Annotated in this window: 13 protein-coding genes and 1 pseudogene; 6 read left to right on the top strand and 8 right to left on the bottom strand. The window is 33.5% G+C overall.

Annotation, left to right across the window (positions count from 1 at the left end; translation table 11 throughout):
- The first annotated feature begins 86 nt into the window (after positions 1-86).
- A complete protein-coding gene (locus AOB58_RS01265) occupies positions 87-1,247 on the top strand; it encodes a pyridoxal-phosphate-dependent aminotransferase family protein (RefSeq protein WP_064782827.1) in 1,161 nt (386 codons plus the stop codon).
- Complete coding sequence (gene serA, locus AOB58_RS01260) at positions 1,240-2,856, top strand: phosphoglycerate dehydrogenase (RefSeq protein WP_064782826.1); 1,617 nt, start codon at positions 1,240-1,242, stop codon at positions 2,854-2,856. The genes AOB58_RS01265 and serA overlap by 8 nt, the downstream gene beginning before the upstream one ends.
- A gap of 165 nt (positions 2,857-3,021) precedes the next feature.
- On the opposite strand, the gene AOB58_RS01255 is transcribed toward serA, so the two are convergent.
- The 3 genes and pseudogenes from AOB58_RS01255 to AOB58_RS01245 all read right to left on the bottom strand — a co-directional run bounded on the left by AOB58_RS01255 (position 3,022) and on the right by AOB58_RS01245 (position 6,662).
- Positions 3,022-4,143, bottom strand: coding sequence for an HAD family hydrolase (locus AOB58_RS01255; RefSeq protein ID WP_021339064.1), 1,122 nt, complete (start codon positions 4,141-4,143; stop codon positions 3,022-3,024).
- A 221-nt stretch (positions 4,144-4,364) separates the two neighbouring features.
- Positions 4,365-5,863: pseudogene (gene nagE / locus AOB58_RS01250) on the bottom strand (N-acetylglucosamine-specific PTS transporter subunit IIBC).
- 178 nt (positions 5,864-6,041) lie between these two features.
- On the bottom strand, positions 6,042-6,662 hold the full coding sequence (locus tag AOB58_RS01245) for a lysophospholipid acyltransferase family protein (protein WP_002512495.1): 621 nt from the start codon (positions 6,660-6,662) through the stop codon (positions 6,042-6,044).
- 167 nt (positions 6,663-6,829) lie between these two features.
- Between AOB58_RS01245 and AOB58_RS01240 the strand changes: the two genes are divergently transcribed.
- Entirely contained in the window at positions 6,830-8,128 is a 1,299-nt protein-coding gene (locus AOB58_RS01240) for a S1C family serine protease (protein ID WP_021339061.1), read from the top strand.
- A 355-nt stretch (positions 8,129-8,483) separates the two neighbouring features.
- Here the strand turns inward: AOB58_RS01240 and tyrS are convergent, their stop codons facing one another.
- Positions 8,484-9,746 carry a tyrosine--tRNA ligase gene (tyrS, locus tag AOB58_RS01235; RefSeq protein WP_021339060.1) on the bottom strand — a complete coding sequence of 421 codons (1,263 nt, stop codon included), beginning with the start codon at positions 9,744-9,746 and terminating at the stop codon, positions 8,484-8,486.
- Positions 9,747-10,159: 413 nt separating this feature from the next.
- Here tyrS and AOB58_RS01230 point away from each other — a divergent pair, with 413 nt between their 5' ends.
- Positions 10,160-11,071: a transglycosylase domain-containing protein gene (locus AOB58_RS01230; protein WP_064782825.1), complete on the top strand. Its 912-nt coding sequence runs from the start codon at positions 10,160-10,162 to the stop codon at positions 11,069-11,071.
- Between the two features lie 114 nt (positions 11,072-11,185).
- On the opposite strand, the gene AOB58_RS01225 is transcribed toward AOB58_RS01230, so the two are convergent.
- Positions 11,186-12,853: a formate--tetrahydrofolate ligase gene (locus AOB58_RS01225; RefSeq protein WP_064782824.1), complete on the bottom strand. Its 1,668-nt coding sequence runs from the start codon at positions 12,851-12,853 to the stop codon at positions 11,186-11,188.
- 353 nt (positions 12,854-13,206) lie between these two features.
- Positions 13,207-14,916, bottom strand: coding sequence for an acetate--CoA ligase (acsA, locus tag AOB58_RS01220; RefSeq protein ID WP_021339057.1), 1,710 nt, complete (start codon positions 14,914-14,916; stop codon positions 13,207-13,209).
- Between the two features lie 182 nt (positions 14,917-15,098).
- Between acsA and AOB58_RS01215 the strand changes: the two genes are divergently transcribed.
- Positions 15,099-15,731 carry a hypothetical protein gene (locus AOB58_RS01215; RefSeq protein WP_021339056.1) on the top strand — a complete coding sequence of 211 codons (633 nt, stop codon included), beginning with the start codon at positions 15,099-15,101 and terminating at the stop codon, positions 15,729-15,731.
- 13 nt (positions 15,732-15,744) lie between these two features.
- Complete coding sequence (locus AOB58_RS01210; RefSeq protein ID WP_002507322.1) at positions 15,745-16,899, top strand: acetoin utilization protein AcuC; 1,155 nt, start codon at positions 15,745-15,747, stop codon at positions 16,897-16,899.
- 152 nt (positions 16,900-17,051) lie between these two features.
- Here AOB58_RS01210 and ccpA read toward each other — a convergent pair whose 3' ends face one another.
- Positions 17,052-18,041 carry a catabolite control protein A gene (gene ccpA, locus AOB58_RS01205; protein ID WP_002507321.1) on the bottom strand — a complete coding sequence of 330 codons (990 nt, stop codon included), beginning with the start codon at positions 18,039-18,041 and terminating at the stop codon, positions 17,052-17,054.
- 418 nt (positions 18,042-18,459) lie between these two features.
- Positions 18,460-19,551 carry a bifunctional 3-deoxy-7-phosphoheptulonate synthase/chorismate mutase gene (locus AOB58_RS01200; RefSeq protein WP_021339055.1) on the bottom strand — a complete coding sequence of 364 codons (1,092 nt, stop codon included), beginning with the start codon at positions 19,549-19,551 and terminating at the stop codon, positions 18,460-18,462.
- Between the last annotated feature and the right edge of the window lie 64 nt (positions 19,552-19,615).

Here is a 19,615-nt window from a genome sequence, read left to right as displayed (position 1 = left end):
ATTTACATAATCTTTTAACTTTTGCACTTTTATATTTTCTGAAAATTTGCTAAACTAAGACAATCATAAGCATTGGGGAATCACATATGAAATACTATCGTCCTATGTTACTTACACCAGGACCAACGCCAGTACCAGAAGAAATTTTACACGCAACACAGTCACCAATGGTCGGACACAGATCAAGTGACTTTGAAACAATTGCTGAAGAAGCATTTCGTGCTCTAAAACCAATATTCGGTGCGCAAAATGACGTAATGATATTAACTTCTAGTGGGACAAGCTCTTTAGAAGCAAGCATGTTAAATATTGCAAATCCTGATGACAACATTGTTATCATTGTTTCAGGTGCTTTTGGTAATCGTTTCAAACAAATTGCAGAAACATATTACGAAAACGTACATATTTTTGAAGTCGAATGGGGCAAGGCTGTAAACGTGCCTGAATTTATTGACTTCTTAAAATCATTGAACACAGATATTACAGCAGTTTATAGTCAATATTGTGAAACATCCACTACAGTGTTGCATCCTGTCCATGAATTAGGACATGCCCTTAAAGCATACGACGAATCGATTTACTTTATTGTTGATGGCGTGAGTTGTATCGGTGCAGTTGATGTAGACTTACAACGAGATCAGATTGATGTGCTTATTTCTGGTAGTCAAAAAGCTATTATGTTGCCTCCTGGTTTAGCGTTTGTAGCTTATAATAATCGTGCTAAAGAACGATTTAGCCAAGTTACGACGCCAAGATTTTATTTAGATTTAAATAAATATTTGAAATCTTTAGAAGCAAATTCAACACCTTTCACACCAAACGTTTCGTTATTTAGAGGTGTGAATGCCTACGCCAAATTAGTTGAAGAAGAAGGATTAGACCAAGTTATTGCACGTCACTATGCAATACGTGATGCTTTAAGAAAATCACTCGATTCACTAGGCTTAGATTTATTAGTCCAAGATGAGTTTGCTTCACCTACTGTTACGGCCTTTGTGCCTAAATCAAAAGAAGAACTCAACTTCATTAAAAATGAACTTAAAAACCGTTTTGCTATAACGATTGCAGGTGGACAAGGTCATCTAAAAGGAGAAATTCTACGCATAGGTCATATGGGTCAAATTTCACCTTTTGATATTTTACAAGTCGTATCAGCATTAGAAATTCTATTAACTGAATTCAGAAAAGAATCATATATTGGTACAGCAATTACTCAGTACATGGAGGTCGTAAAAGCATATGTATAAAATTTTAGTATCTGATCCAATCTCACCAGAAGGTTTAAAAAGTTTAATTGACCATAAAGACTTCGAAGTCGAAATCAATACAGAATTAAATGAAAGCGAACTCGTTGAAAAAATTGGTGATTATCAAGGCTTAATTGTTAGAAGCCAAACACAAGTCACTGCAGAAATGATTGAAGCAGCACCAAATCTAAAAGTTATTGCTAGAGCTGGGGTCGGTGTAGACAACATTGATGTCGATGCAGCTACCAAAAATGGTGTTATCGTAATTAATGCACCAGATGGTAATACTATTTCTGCTACTGAACACTCTATGGCTATGATTTTATCAATGGCACGTAATATCCCACAAGCACATCAATCATTGAAAAATGGAAAATGGGACCGTAAAACATATAGAGGTACAGAACTTTATAATAAAACGCTTGGCGTCATCGGTGCTGGTAGAATTGGTTTAGGCGTTGCAAAACGTGCACAAAGTTTCGGTATGCATATTTTAGCTTTTGACCCTTACTTATCTGAAGATAAAGCAAAAGAACTAAATGTCACACGTGCAACAGTTGAAGAAATTGCTGAACAAGCAGACTTCGTTACTGTACACACACCATTAACTCCAAAAACTAAAGGTATCGTTGGTAAAGACTTTTTCGAAAAGGCAAAACCAACGTTACAAATTATTAACGTAGCACGTGGTGGTATTATTGATGAAACAGCGCTATTAGACGCTTTAAACAATGATCAAATTCAAAGTGCGGCAATAGATGTATTTGAAAGCGAACCAGCAACTGAGTCCCCTCTTGTTGATAACGATAAAATTATTGTTACACCACATTTAGGTGCATCGACTGTCGAAGCTCAAGAAAAAGTGGCTGTTTCAGTAGCAAATGAAATCGTTGAAATTTTCGAAAATGGTAACGTCTTAAACGCGATTAACGCACCAAAAATGACTTACAGTGAAATCAATGATGAATTGAAGCCTTATATTGAATTAAGTAAAATGACTGGTGAAGTCGGTATTCAATTACTTGAAAAAGCACCTCGCGAACTACAAATCAAATATGAAGGTGACATTGCATTAGATGATACAAGTTTGATTACAAGAACACTTGTATCTGGCGTCTTACGTCAAGATTTAGCAGAACGTGTAAACTTAATCAACGCCTTAGTACTCTTAAACGAACAAGGTGTATCTTATAATATTGAAAAGAATACAAAACATCGTGGTTTTAGTAACTATATAGAATTAACATTAATTAATAAAGATACTCAAATTAAACTTGGCGCAACTGTACTCAATGGTTATGGTCCAAGAATCGTACGTATCAATGATTATCCAGTAGACTTTAAACCAGAACATCACCAACTAGTAATAAATCATAACGATAGACCAGGCATTGTAGGCCGCACAGGACAAATTCTTGGCACATATGATATCAATATCGCTTCAATGCACCTTGGTCGTACAAACCAAGGTGGTAACGCCCTAATGGTATTATCAATTGACCACCCTGTTACACCAGATGTTATTGATGCATTATATCAAATTGAAGGATTTAATTTGATACGAAGCGTTGAACTGAATATTCAAAGTGATGCAAACTACAATATTTAAATATTGAATCATCATAAAAGATCTTAGAATATAAACACCTTATTGCTTAAATTAAAAATACCAATCTATTAGTTTTCTAATGGATTGGTATTTTTTGTTAGCAATAAAAAAAGATACTGACGCATTATTATTTAGTCATCAAATAATAAGCGTAGTATCTTTTAATTACAATAATATTTCTCTAATATCTCCTACATGGTCTACGATATATTCAGCATCGTAAGACTCTAATTCTTCACGTGCATTCTGTCCTTTCAAACCTGTCAATGGACCAATGAAAGTCGCCCCTATTTTTTTAGAACTTAACAGATCTGCCAATGAATCTCCTACCACAAAAACATCATCTTTATTAACACGATTTTCTTGATTTGTAGCATATTTTTCATAATTTTTTAAATGATTACCTTCTAATGTTGCTAAATAGCTAAACGGATTAGGCTTACCTAATGGTTTTAACTTAGGATATTGTTCCTCAGCGATTAATACCTCACTTGCAGTAACAATATGTAAATCATCAAATAAATCTTTGATACCAATTGCTTCAAATGGCACTAATGTTTCTGTTCTAGGTCTACCAGTTGCAATGGCTATATGATAGCCAGCAGCTTTCAAATCTGTTAATAACTGTTTAATTTCAGTTACAGGTCTTAACACAACTTCGTTATATATGTAACCTTCTTTAAATTCTGTACGGTTAGGCTTTTGTTCTACTTCGTTAAATAACTTAGAACCTAAGTACCACTCTTGGTAAACCTCTTGAGCTAGCGTCCAAAACGGACTTTTCAGTTCAAATAATGCTGTTTGCTTTGTATTTAACTGATCACCAGCATGCGTAACAAGTGTTTGATAAATATTATCTTTTCCTGAACTTATACCATCTAAAAACGATAATGGTGACTCAAAGTTCAATTCTATATCAAAAATATTTCCACCAATTTGTTGCAATGTTTCTTGATTAAAGCTTTCTGGATTTAAAACTTCCACTAATTTTTCTTGGGGTAATGTTTTACATATTTCAATAAAGTGAATGGCTACAACTACAAATAACATATCCCAATTTGAATTTAATCCAAGTGACTTTAACTTAGTTAAAATTTCATCATGGTAGAATACGATTTCTCTTATTTCAGTAATTTGTTGATCACTTAAATCATCAAATTGTATAGATGGATCTAAGCCCATATAATCTTTACTCATAAGAATTTCGTAAACCGTTAATGCAGATACATCAAAACACCTTTCTTCACTTAAAAAAACACCATCAACATCAAATAATACCGACTTCATGTCATCTACTCTCCTTAAATCAGAAAATTCTGATACTAGTTCATCGTACTATTTACCCATGAAAAGAGCAATGTATTTTCATCATTTTATCAAACAAATCATATCGTTAAATATTTAATTTTTTTAGATAAAAAATACGCCTTACAAAGTTCCACTTTTCAGTGATAACTATGATTAGGCGTATCCTAAAATAAACTTATTTAGATATTATTGCGTCTCCATTATTTTTGCTGCTCTGATTCCATTTGTACTTCAATTTCATCAGCTACTTGCTGAACTTGAGTGCCGATAATAACTTGGGCATTATGTTTACCACTCTTTGTCACACCGACAGCTCCTGCCCCTTAATCTTAGCTTCATCAATAATGCTATTATCATGTAATTCCATGCGTAATCTAGTAGCACAGTTTGTTAATGATGAAATATTCTCTTTGCCACCTAATCCATCTAAAATTTGGCTTGCTGTATTTGTATATTTATTAGTTGTCGTTGTAGTTGCTCCTTCTGAATCTGCAACATCTCCCGTTGACGCTTCATCAGAAGTTGGATCTGCTAGTAAGTTATCCCCACGACCAGGTGTATTTAATTTCAATACTTTAATAGCAAATCTAAATACAAAGTAATATATAACAAAGAATACAAGTCCTTGTACTAACAACATGTATGGTTGACTTGATACAGGATTAATTAATGATAATACATAGTCTATTAAACCAGCACTAAATGAGAAGCCTGCTGTCCACTCGAACAATGCTGCTATAAACATGGATAAACCAGTTAAAAATGCATGTATCACAAATAACACTGGTGCCACAAACATGAATGAGAATTCAATTGGCTCAGTAACCCCAACAAAGAATGCTGAAACTGCGCCACCAAACATTAAACCATAAACACGTTTTTTCTGTTTAGATTCTGCTGTATGGTACATCGCTAATGCTGCAGCCGGGATACCAAACATCATTACTGGGAAGAAGCCAGCCATATAACGTCCTGTAATACCATGTACTGCACCATCACCAGTTTGGAATTTAGCAATGTCATTAATACCTGCTAAATCAAACCAAAACACTGAGTTTAACGCGTGATGCAATCCAGTCGGTATCAATAATCTGTTAAAGAAACCATATAAGAAAGCACCTCCTGGACCTAAATCTAAAATCCATGTCCCAAATATTACAATTGCTGAATAAATAAATGGCCAAACAAATAACATCAATACGGCCAATATAATACTAAAGAATGCTGTTAAAATTGGTACTAAACGTTTACCACTAAAGAATGATAACGCTGTAGGTAATTCAGTTTTACTAAATTTGTTGTAAGTATACGCTGCGATTAAACCAATCAATAAACCAATAAACACGTTAGAATTATTCATTTGTTCAAAAGCTTCGTTTACGCTTGTTTCTTTAACACCTAATAATGGTGCTAATTTTGCTGGACTTAAAACAACTGTAGTTAAAAAGAAACCTACTGCAGCCGCGAGTGCTACTGCGCCATCATTTTTCTTAGCCATTCCTAATGCTACCCCAATTGCAAAAAGAATACCTAGTTGTTCAAGAATCGTCGAACCGGCAGAAGAGAAAAACGCTGCTACCGTTGGTAAGACTCCCATTGCTGTTAATGCGTTACCGATACCCGTAATAATTGCGGCGGCTGGTAACACTGCAACAGGAAGCATAAGAGACCTACCAAGACGTTGAAAGAAACTAAACATAACAATTCCCCATTTCAAAATAGATATTTACACAAACAAACACCACATGCACAATATGTCCACGTGGTGTTTGTAAACGTTTTACTTGCTGTCATTGTACAGTTACATAATAACACAAGTTTAAAAAAATTCGTATATAAATTAAAATGTCTAACTATTTAAAAAATATTGAAACTTACTATTTATGATTCACATAATCATTTAATTCATTTTGTAATTGTGTCGTTCTGCTTTCTAATTCTTTTGTTAAATATTCTAATTTTTCATTGCGCTTCATGTTTTTTGGTAAATGCTTCGTTTCGATAGGTTCCCCAAATTTAACAATCGCTTTACCCGTAACAAGTCCTTTAATTTCTTTAGGTCCTACATATGCAGCTGGTAAAATAGGAGCTTGGGCCATCAAAGCAATAGTTACTGCGCCACGTTTCATAGGTGATCCCTCATCATACTTCATGCGATGACCAGTTGGGAATATTCCTACTGTTTTATTTTCTTTTAATAATTTAACCGGTTTTTTCAATGTGCTAGGTCCTGGATTTTCTCTATCTACAGGAAAAGCATTTAAAGAAGTTAAAAACTTACCAAACCATTTATTATTGAATAACTCTTTTTTCGCCATGTAATGTGTTTGATTTGGGTAAATCGCAGTAGCTAACATGATAACTTCATTATAGCTTTCATGCGTACAAGTCACTACATATCTGTGAAGTTGAGGTATATTTTCTTTACCTTGCACTTCTAATGATTTACTTAGCTTAGTAATAATTATATTTAACAAACCGCTAATGAATTTATACATTTCTCCACCTACTTCATTTTCCATTATATTTACCTATTGATTCTATCATTTAGTCACCTTATGAACAAGAATATTTATATTTCAGTCTAAAGTTGTATAGTGCTATACTAGAAAAAGTTGTATAAACCTATCATAATAGGTTATATAGAATAAATCGGAGGTAAAGTATGTCAGATTTTAATAACGATCATAACTCTAATGAAACACAAAACCCTCGGCAGCCGCAACAACCGGAACAAGCTCACAATAAAAGGTCAAAAAACAAAACCAAATTCCCATGGTTTAAAACGATAATTGTGGCCTTAGTTGCCGGTATTATAGGCGCACTTTTGGTATTAGGTATTGGGAAAATCATGGAAAGCACAGGCTTAAATGATAACGGTTCTTCCGTTCAAGAAGCTTCTAATAGTAGTAATGGTGGCAATACACTCGATGGAAAAAGTGAAAAATATGATTCTGTGAACCAAATGATTAACGATGTCTCCCCTGCTATTGTAGGTGTTATTAATATGCAAAAAGCTCAAAATTTAGATAGTTTGCTAAAAGGTGATTCTTCTAAATCAGAAGAAGCTGGTGTTGGATCAGGTGTCATTTATCAAAAAAATAATGGTTCTGCATATATCGTAACGAATAATCACGTTATCGATGGTGCGAATGAAATCAAGGTACAATTGCACAATTCTAAACAAGTCGATGCGAAATTAGTAGGCAAAGATGCCTTAACTGATATAGCAGTACTAAAAATCAATGATACGAAAGGCACTAAAGCAATTGACTTTGCCAACTCTTCAAAAGTAAATACAGGAGATAGTGTTTTTGCAATGGGTAATCCCCTAGGTCTAGAATTTGCTAACTCAGTGACTTCAGGCATTATTTCTGCTAGCGAACGTACAATTGATACGAAAACATCTGCTGGTACGAATAAAGTAAACGTATTGCAAACAGATGCGGCAATCAATCCTGGTAATTCCGGTGGTGCACTCGTAGATATTAATGGTAATCTCGTAGGTATTAACTCAATGAAGATTGCAAGTGAACAAGTTGAAGGTATTGGCTTTGCAATCCCAAGTAATGAAGTTAAAGTTACCATTAAAGAACTTGTAGAAAATGGCGAGATTGAGCGCCCTTCCATTGGTATTAGTTTACTTAATGTAAGTGAGATACCAGAACAATATAAAGAAGAACTGAATACAAAACGCAATGATGGTGTCTATATTGCCAAAGTTCATGCTGATAACGAGCTTAAAGAAGGTGATATCATCACTGCGATAGATGATAAAAAAGTCAAAGAAGATGCTGACTTACGCTCTTATTTATATGAAAATAAAAAACCTGGTGATTCAGTAGAAATGACTATTGAAAGAAATGGTAAGGAGCAAACAGTGGAAGTACCATTAAAAGAACAAAAATCAACATCTTCAGAGTCATCTGAAAAAGAAAATGAAAGTCCTGCACCATTTAATTAAAACAATAACTTAAACTTAATAGTTATTTTGAACCAATCAAGTAAGATTAGTTTACTTGATTGGTTTTTTATATTTTATAAATTATCCTTATCTAGTTCTCTAATAATATTTGTTTCAGTATAAAGTATGTTTAGTTCAATACTACATAAAGTATACAAAATGACAATTTTCATTTTAAAAATTGACAATGCTTTAGGCCTACTACTACAGGAAATACACTCGCAGAGGAATCCAAGATGAGTCTATTCCAAGAAAAACTTACACAAAAATAGCCAACAAAATCATAAGGTTTTGTCGGCTGTTTTGACGATAATTTATATATATATCACGTTATTCATCTATCTATCTTCAAATATTATTTATAATTAACCATGAAATATTTTTTCTTACCACGACGAATAATAGTAAATTCATTCTCGATTATATCGTCATCGTTTAATTCATAATTCACATCTTGTTGTCTTATACCATTGATATAAATTGCACCATTATTCACATCTTCACGTGCTTGACGCTTAGATGATGAAATACCAGTTTCAACAATCGCTTCAACAATATTTGTAGTTTCTTTACTCAATTCAACTTGTGGCACATCCTTGAATCCTGCTTTTAATTCTGAAGCTGACAATGATTGTAAGTCACCTGCAAATAATGCTTTTGAGATACGAATTGCATCATCTAATGCAGCTTGACCATGGATGAAACGTGTGACATTTTCTGCTAAAGCTTTTTGTGCTTCGCGTAAATGCGGTGCTTCATTTAAGGATTTTTCTAATGCTTCAATTTCTTCTTTTTCTAAGAATGTAAAATATTTCAAGAATTTGATTACATCATCGTCTGTAGTGTTAATCCAAAATTGGTAAAATTCGTATGGACTCGTTTTTGTAGCGTCTAACCAAACTGCGCCACCTTCTGATTTACCGAATTTTTTACCATCTGATTTAACGACTAAAGGAATCGTCAGTCCGTATGCTTCTGTTTGACCGTACATACGACGCATTAATTCAATTCCACTTGTGATATTGCCCCATTGATCAGAACCACCAACTTGTACTTTACAATTGTAAGTTTTGTTTAAATGACCAAAATCAATTGCTTGGAGTATTGTATATGTGAACTCAGTGAACGAAATGCCGTATTCTAAGCGACTTTGAATTGAGTCTTTACCCAACATGTAATTTACACCGACATGTTTACCGTAATCTCTTAAGAAATCAATCAATGAAATTTGGCTTAACCAATCTTTATTATTAACAAGTTTAGCACCTTTATCAGTACCAAATTCAAAAATTTTATGCATTTGTTCACTGATACCCTGTACGTTTAATTCAACTTGTTCTTCTGTTTGTAAGACACGTTCTTCAGATTTACCTGATGGATCACCAATCATTCCTGTTCCCCCACCTATTAATACAAGTGGACGATGCCCATGTTCTTGGAATCTACGTAAAGTTAAAAATGGTAATAAATGACCGATGTGTAAACTATCTGCAGTTGGATCGGCACCACAGTATAATGTAACTTGTTCTTTATTTAATACATTTTCTATACCAGATTCGTCTGTTTGTTGATAAATTAAGCCTCTCCATTTTAAATCTTCTAATAATGCATTTGTCATTGTATTTACCTCCTATATTTATTAAGATATTATTTTGAATAGATTTTAAATACCGTCCAAAGTTCAAGTCACTTTTAGCAAGTACGACCGAATAACACTTAAAAAATAAAAAAACGCCCCTACAAATTAATGTAAGGGCGCATGCGCACGGTACCACCATACTCTAAGTCAAACAACTTTATTAATGATACGTTCATTAACTTAAACGTTTGGATGATTGAAATCATTAAGGTGTATTCACATATTAATCATCGTTAGTTCACAGCAACCACTAACTCTCTGAAGATGACACCATATGTTACTTCTCCTTTATCCAAAAACGATATCGAATTGATATTAATTATAAGTAACTCTATTTTAAAAGTCAACATCATTTATTATGTTATAATATTGCATACGTAAGGAGGTCAAACATGGAAAATCAAACACATGAAAATAATGTTCACAATCATTTACATAACTCTAAATTCTCTAAATTTGAAATTATCTATAAAAAATTAAAGCATCTTTTCATTGGCTTGTTTGCAATTTTCGCATGTACCTTTATTATTTTATTGGCCATATCAGTATTTTATTTCCAAAGTTTGACTGATGAATCTGTAAACATGTCAGATAATGAATTACGTACAAAATTGCTGAGCATTGCTGGTAACCAAGATATAAATTATAACAATAAGCATATTTTAGCAGAATACAATAAATCGACAAATTCACTCATTGTAGGACCTAAACATGTAAATAGCAACGTGATAAAGGCATTGACTTCTTCAGAAGACAGCTTATTTTTCTATCATAATGGTATTTTACCAAAAGCTATCATTCGAGCAGTTGGGCAAGATATATTTAATACAGAAGCTGCAACTGGAGGTAGTACCATCACCCAGCAACTCGTAAAAAATCAACTACTGACAAATGAAAAAACATATAATCGCAAAGCTAATGAACTTATCTTATCTATGCGAACTGAAAAGATTTTAACCAAAGATGAAATTATCTATACTTATTTGAATATCGTGCCTTTTGGACGTGATTATAATGGTTCTGATATCACAGGTATCGCTTCAGCATCTTATAGTTTATTTGGAAAAGCCGCTACAAACTTAAATATTGCTGAATCAGCCTATCTGATTGGACTTTTACAAAGCCCTTATTATTATACCCCTTATGACACGGATGGTTCACTCAAATCTGACGCTCAGATACAGATTGGTTTGGATCGCCAACTCTATGTGCTCAAACGGATGTTGGTTGAAGGTGAAATTACTGCTTATGATTTTAAAAAGGCTGAAAAATACGATATCAAACAACATTTAATGACAAAATAAAATGGCTAGTTCATAAACTACTCAGGCAAATAAAAAATAGCTGTGAAGAAATCTATCGTTATAGATTTCCTTACAGCTATTTTTAATATGTTTGTATCATATAATAGTTAAAATTTAGAATAGTCCAATTGCATGTCCATCATCAGTAACATCCATGTTTAATGCTGCTGGTTTTTTAGGGAGACCAGGCATAGTCATGATTGCTCCAGTCAATGCAACTATAAATCCTGCGCCTGTTTTAGCTTCTAATTCACGAATAGTGATTTCAAAACCTTCAGGTGCGCCTAATTGTGTTGCATCATCTGAGAATGAATACTGTGTTTTAGCCATACATACTGGATAGTTATCCCAGCCATTTTCTTTAAACTGTTTAAGCTGTTTCTGTGCTTTACTACTAAATGTGACTTTTGATCCACCATAAATTTCTTTAACAATTGTTTCGATTTTTTCTTCAAGTGGTAAATCTAATTCATATAAATGTTTGAAATCTTGTGGTTCATCAAGTACTTCTAGCACTTCATTCGCTAGATCGACACCACCTTTGCCACCTTTTTCCCATACTTCAGTTAAAGCAAGTCTCACACCATTCTCTTTTGCCCATTGTTGTACATATTGTGTTTCTTCTTCAGTATCATGTACGAACGCATTCAATGCAACTACAGGTTCTAAACCATATTTTTTAACATTTTTAACGTGGCGTTCTAAGTTTACGATACCTTTTTTAATCGCTTCAACATTTTCTTCTTTTAAGTTGTCTTTAGCTACACCACCATGCATTTTAAGCGCACGAACTGTCGCAACTACTACAACTGCTGAAGGTTCAAATCCTGCTTCACGTACTTTAATATCGATGAATTTTTCAGCGCCTAAATCTGAGCCAAAGCCTGCTTCAGTTACAACGACATCTGCTAAATCTCTCGCAGTTTCTGTCGCTAAAATTGAATTACAACCATGTGCAATATTTGCAAATGGCCCACCATGTACAAGAGCTGGTGTGCCTTCAATTGTTTGTACTAGGTTTGGTTTAATTGCATCTTTAAGAATCATCGCTAATGCGCCTTCTACTTTTAAGTCAGCTACAGTAACAGGTTTACGTGATCTAGTATAACCTATAGTAATTCTACTGATTTTTGCTTTTAAATCATTAAGGTCATTAGATAAACAAAGAATTGCCATTATTTCAGAAGCAACAGTAATATTAAAACCATCTTCTCTTGGGACCCCTTGCGTTGGTCCACCTAAACCTACATTTACGTTACGTAATGCACGGTCATTCATGTCTAAAACACGTTTCCATTCAATACGTCTTTGATCGATTTCTAATTCATTACCTTGATGCATGTGGTTATCAATAAATGCTGACAGTGCATTATTTGCAGTAGTGATTGCGTGGAAGTCGCCATTGAAGTGTAGATTTATATCTTCCATTGGTAATACTTGTGCATAGCCACCACCAGTTGCACCACCTTTTATTCCGAAAACAGGACCTAAAGCCGGTTCACGTAACGCTACCATGACGCTTTTCTTAAGTTCGTTGAATGCGTCTGCTAATCCAACTGTAACTGTTGATTTACCTTCACCTGCTGGCGTTGGACTCATCGCAGTAACTAATACTACTTTACCCTTACCATTTTTTTGTTGAACTTGATTAATATCAATTTTAGCTTTATAGTGCCCGTATGGTTCTAATGCATCTGCAGGGATACCCGCCTGTTTAGCAATATCTCCAATCGGTTTTAATGTTGATTGATTTGCAATATCTAAATCAGATAAGTGTGCCAAATTCGTTCGCCCCTTCTTAAATAAATTTTAAATCAATAAATATATTTCCCATATATGCTACTGATAAAAATAAATCCTTACATATTAATATTAACTAACTTATGTTGTGTTGTCGATTAACAGAGACAGCGCTTTCAAAATAATTAGTGAATATTTTCACCTTATGTGTCCTATGTTACGCTGAAAATGTTATTTTACACCAAAAAACTCCCTAGATATCATCATAATCTCTAGTGTGTCGAATAAACACATACTTAAAGTTGATGATATAAAGGGAGTCTGGAAATAACTTGCTTAATTTTAAATTGGAAATACAGGTTAGCTATTTCTGATTAAACTACTATTTTGTTTAATTAGTCTTCCATTGTACTTAAATCGCCTTCAGGTAAATCAAGTTCCCAAGCTTTAAGGACACGACGCATAATCTTACCAGAACGTGTTTTAGGAAGTTTTTCTTTAAATTCTATTTCGCGTGGTGCAGCGTGTGCGGCTAAACCTTCTTTGACAAATACACGAATTTCTTCTTTCAGTTCATCTGATGCTTCATACTCAGGTCGTAAAGCAACGAACGCTTTAATAATTTCTCCTCTTACTGGGTCTGGTTTACCAATCACACCTGCTTCTGCAACCGATTCATGTTCCACTAATTTTGATTCGACTTCAAATGGACCGACACGTTCGCCTGCAGTCATAATAACGTCATCTACACGACCTTGGAACCAATAATAACCATCTTCATCTTTATAAGCAGAGTCTCCAGAAACATACCAATCACCAATGAAGTATGAGTCATATTTTTCAGGATTTTTCCAAATGGAAACCATCATAGATGGCCATCCTTTTTTAATTGCGAGGTTACCCATTCGATTCGGTGGCAACTCGTTACCTTGATCATCAACAATAGATGCTTCTATGCCTGGTAAAGGTTTACCCATAGAGCCTAATTTAACATCCATGGATGGATAGTTAACAATCATATGGCCCCCTGTTTCAGTCATCCACCACGTATCTAAGACACGTTTGCCAAAGACATCTTTGGACCATTTAATGACTTCAGGATTAAGTGGTTCACCTACGGATAAGATACTTTTTAGTGATGATAAGTCGTATTTGTCTATAACATCATCGCCTGCACTCATCAACATTCTTAATGCCGTTGGCGCTGTGTACCATATTGTAACTTTATACTCTTCAATCATACCGTACCAAGCTTCAGGTGAGAATCTACCACCAACAATACAATTTGTCACACCATTTAACCAAGGACTGAAAATACCATATGAAGTACCTGTTACCCATCCAGGGTCAGCAGTACACCAATATACATCGTCTTCTTTAAAATCTAGTACATATTTACCAGAAATGTAATGAACGAGCATAGCTTTTTGAGCATGTAGCACGCCTTTAGGTTGGCCTGTTGAACCTGAAGTATAATGCAATATCAAACCGTCATCTAAGTTTAGCCATTCTGTTTCAAATTGATCACTAGCATTTTTTAATTCACTATTAAAATCAACATATTCACTTTCTACTTCCTCATCTACAACTACAATCGTTTCTAAATGTGGTAATTTATCTTTAGGAATACGTGGCAATAATGCATTCGTTGTCACAATCACTTTTGCTTCACTATTTTCTAGTCGATCTGCAACAGCTTTTTCCATAAATGCTTCAAATAATGGTCCTACAATTGCACCTATTTTTAATATACCGAATAAAGCAAAATAAAGTTCTGGCGTTCTAGGCATAAATACAAAAACACGATCACCTTTTTCAATATTTGCTTTATCTTTTAATACATTTGCCGCTTTATTAGAATTTGATTTCATTTCTTCAAAAGTATAACTTTCTTTACGTTTATCATCTTTATAATGTAACGCAACTTTTTCACCATTACCTTCATCCACATGGCGATCAATACACTCGTGTGCCATATTGATCTTACCAGTTTCTGACCATGAAAATGCTTTTTCTATTTCTTTCCAGTCAAAATTAGCGTACTCTTTTTCATAGTCTTTAAGGTTAAAATTTCCATTTTCCCCTTTGTATACTTCTACTTTCATTTTGAATCCCCCTCTTAATGAAATCGCTTGCTTAAAAATTATTATAACTAATATTGTCAAAATTTTCAAAATAATAGTGTGTAAACGAATACATTATTGTGTTATTTTAAACTTTTTTAACTTATAATAGACTTATATTAGATTGTTTACTGTATGTGTATGCGGTAGTTTGGAGTGAAAAAATGGAACATATAAAAACATATCAATCTCAAACTTATCACTTGGATGAAGGAACATTTGTGATAGAAGGTCCTGTTTTAAGAAGTAGTCTTGAATCTATGACATTTGATGATGGGCTCTTTGCATTTCGCCCACCTACGGATCAATTTGAAGCAATAAAAGAAATTAGTGAATTAGAAGAAGGTAGAATTTTTGTGTTGCGCAATTCACAACATATTATCGGTTATGTCACTTATCATTACCCAGATCCATTAGAACGTTGGTCTAGTGGTAATTTGGAATACTTAATAGAATTAGGAGCTATAGAATTAAGTTTAGCTTATCGCGATTTACATTTAGGAAGTGAGCTTATCAAAGTCAGTTTAGCTGCTGATGAATATGAAGATTACATCGTGTTAACTACTGAATATTATTGGCATTGGGATTTGAAAAATTCTGGGCTTGATGTATATGAATATAAAAAATTAATGCAAAAACTGATGGGTTATGGGGGCCTTGAAGTATTTGCCACAGATGACCCAGAAATTACAAGTCATCCTGCTAATTGTCTTATGGCAAGAATTGGTTCAAGAATTTCTATAGAACAATTACAAGCATTTGATGACATTCGCTTCATGAATCGCTTTTTCTTTTAAAGGGGAGAAACATATGAGTAATACGCAACAATCAACGGGCTTTGTCTATTCTAATGAAATACTGCAATATCGTTTTAGTAATAGCCATCCATTTAACCAAATGAGATTAAAATTAACAACAGAATTATTAACAGATTTAGGTTATTTAAAATCACATCATATTATTAAACCACGTATAGCTAATGATACCGAATTATCATTAATTCATTCTCATGATTATATCCAAGCTATCAGACGTGCTTCACATGGTATTTTAAGTGACAATGAAGCTAAGAAGTATGGATTAGACGGTGATGATACGATGCAATTTAGAATGATGCACAAGCACAGTGCACGTATTGTGGGTGGAGCATTGAATTTGGCTGATCACATCATGGATGATACAGTCACCAATGGCTGCCATTTAGGTGGCGGTTTACACCATAGCCTACCAGGTCGTGCGAATGGATTTTGTATTTACAATGACGTTGCAGTTACTATCGCTTATCTCATACAAAAATATGACCAACGCGTGCTATGTATTGATACAGATGCACATCATGGTGATGGAACACAATGGAGTTTTTATACAAATGATCAAGCTTTAATTTATTCGATACACGAAACTGGAAAATTTCTTTTCCCTGGATCAGGACGTTACACGGAACGAGGTAGTGAACAAGGTTTCGGTTATACAGTAAATATTCCACTTGAACCTTATACAGAAGATGATTCATTTTTAGAAACCTTTAAAGAAACGATAGAACCTATAGTGGCATCATTTAAACCAGATATTATTGTGAGTGTACATGGCGTTGACATTCACTACTTAGATCCACTCACGCATTTGAATTGTACTCTAGAATCACTCTATGAAATTCCATATATCATTAAAGATTTAGCAGATAAATACACAAAAGGTAAAGTATTAATGTTTGGTGGCGGCGGCTATAATATATGGAAAGTTGTCCCACGGGCTTGGAGCCACGTTTTTTTAGCTTTAATCGGAGAAAAACCACAAACTGGCCGTTTGCCTGATAAATGGTTAACAAAATGGCAACAATACGCGCCTTGCGAACTACCACAAACTTGGACCGATGAAAAAACTGACTATCAAATAATACCTAGGCAAAAAGAAATTACAGAAACAAATTTAAAATATGCCAAACAAGTACTGAGTTGGTTTTAAATAAATCAACATCTTATCATACTGGTTTAAGTTTTCAATTTAAATAAAAAAACGAAATTCTTAATTAATAAGAATTTCGTTTTTTATATTTCATTATCATTTATTAACACTGAAGTTATTGTTAATTATACATTGTTGAATCTATAAAAAATCTATTTTGTAGTACCTCTATACTCAACTCTATGAGGTAAAATCACATTAGGCTCTTCGATTTCTTCATCATTCATATATTTAGTAAGAAGTCTCATACCCACTGCCCCAATATCGTATAACGGTTGGATTACACTAGATAATTGAGGTCTTACCATTTCAACAAGTCTAGTATTGTTAAAACTTACAATTTGTAATGACTCTGGAACGTTAATACCTGCATCTTGAGCAGCATGAACTAGACCTATTGCTTGTTCATCACTGATTGATAGAATTGCATCTGGCTTAGCAGATTTCAATGCATCAAATGCACGTAGACCATCTTTATATGTTTCATTACCATTAAAAATCAATGATTCATCTAATGAAAGTTTATGCTCTGCTAAAACGTCTTTTAATCCTACTAGCACATCTTCTTGTGCTTTTTTAGAATAATCGCCACCGACAAAAGCAAATGTTTTTGCGCCGTTTTCGATTAATTGGTTCGTGATTTGTTTAGCTGCTGATTTAAAATCAATATTTACAGATGAAATACCTTCATCTTTACCATTTGTACCTGAAACTACTACAGGTACTGAAGATTTATTAATCAATTCTTTAATTTCTTCAGAAATTGTTCCACCTAAGAAAATAATACCATCTACTTGTTTACTTAAAAGATTGTTAAAAATTTCTTTTTCTTTACTTGGATCATTATCAGAATTTGAAATAATTGAATGATATTTATACATTGTTGCTATATCTTCTAACCCTCGAGCAAGTTGCGAATAATAGACATTAGAAATATCTGGAATAATAACGCCTACTGTTGTAGTTCGTTTACTAGCTAATCCTCTTGCTACTGCGTTTGGACGGTAGTTCAATTTATTAATAACATCGTTTACTTTGTCACGTGTTTCGGGTTTAACATTTTGATTGCCATTAACAACACGTGAGACAGTTGCCATAGAAACTCTTGCTTCTCTAGCTACATCATATATAGTTACAGTCATAATTTCCTCCTTGAAAGCGATTTCTTTATTATTATACTCTGTTTTCATAATATTTTCAAAGTTTACCATATTTTTACTAAATGTAAAATAGTTTTGTTTTGAATGTCATAATTATGTCATCTTATAAAATTATAAACCTACTAAATGTATTATATTTCTTATTTCCAGTGAAAACAAACCTTTTTCGTTTAAATTTTTATGTTTTTCATTAAAATCAAGCGTAATATGATGATTCATCATTTATTTTTTATTTTATATTTAAATACTCTATACATTTGTCATATCACTCCAAAGTATGAGCATTTTATAAATTGCTAACATTATACTTCATTCATTTTAAAAACAATATGAAAGCAAAAAAACCCCTATTACAGTTCACTACTTAAGTAGTAACGTAACAGGGGCTTTTTTATATTTCTTATTTTAATTGTTTGTTATTGTACATATCAGCTAATGGTCTAATTTCATTATAGAAATTCTCGAATTCATCGAAGTCCATTTGTTGTCCACTATCACTTAATGCAACTGATGGGTCAGGATGAACTTCAGCCATAATACCATCTGCACCTACTGCTAAGCCAGCTTTAGCTGTTGGTAACATGATATCTTTACGTCCTGTACTATGGGTAACGTCAACCATTACTGGTAAGTGAGTACCTTGTTTTAAAATAGGTACTGCAGAGATATCTAATGTGTTTCTTGTTGCTTTTTCGTAAGTACGGATTCCGCGTTCACAAAGAATAATGTTTTCATTACCTTGAGAAGCAATGTATTCTGCTGCAAAGATAAATTCTTCAATTGTTGCAGATAAACCACGTTTTAATAATACTGGTTTATTTGAACGACCTGCTTCTTTTAATAATTCAAAGTTTTGCATATTACGTGCACCAATTTGGAATACATCTAAATAATCATCTGCTACTTCAAAATCTGCAGGATTTACAATTTCACTTACTACATTTAGACCGTATTTATCTTTAGTATTTTTAAGAATTTTAAGACCTTCAACACCTAAGCCTTGGAAATCATATGGAGATGTACGTGGTTTGAAAGCACCACCTCTAATGAATTTTTCGCCTCTAGCTTGTAAATTAGCTGCAACTGCATCAACTTGCTCTTGAGATTCAACTGAACATGGTCCAAATACGAATGATTTGTTACCACTTCCAATAATACCTCCATTATCGAATTGAACGATTGTATCTTCTGGTTTTAATTTTCTTGATACATATAAATGTTTTTCATTTTCAGATTTTTGTAAATCAGTAGAGGCTTTAAAAATTTCCTTGAATAATTGTTTGATCACATTATCGTTAAATGGACCTTCATTTTTATCTATTAGTTTGTTAATCATTTCTTTTTCACGTTGAGGATCGTACACAGCTGTACCTTGCTTACGTTTTTCCTCACCAATGTTTTGTGCTATTTTTCCTCTTTTAGATAAAAGATTTAAAATTTCTTCATTAATATTAACAATCTCGCTTCTGAATTCTTGTAATTTGTCTGTCATTTTATTCACCTCTATGAAAAATTTAAAATCGATATTTTATTCTGCTTTAAAGCGATAAAATATT

The organism is Staphylococcus sp. AntiMn-1, from assembly GCF_001663395.1.
Lineage (GTDB): Bacteria > Bacillota > Bacilli > Staphylococcales > Staphylococcaceae > Staphylococcus > Staphylococcus equorum.
This window is presented reverse-complemented; position numbering and strand designations above follow the sequence as displayed.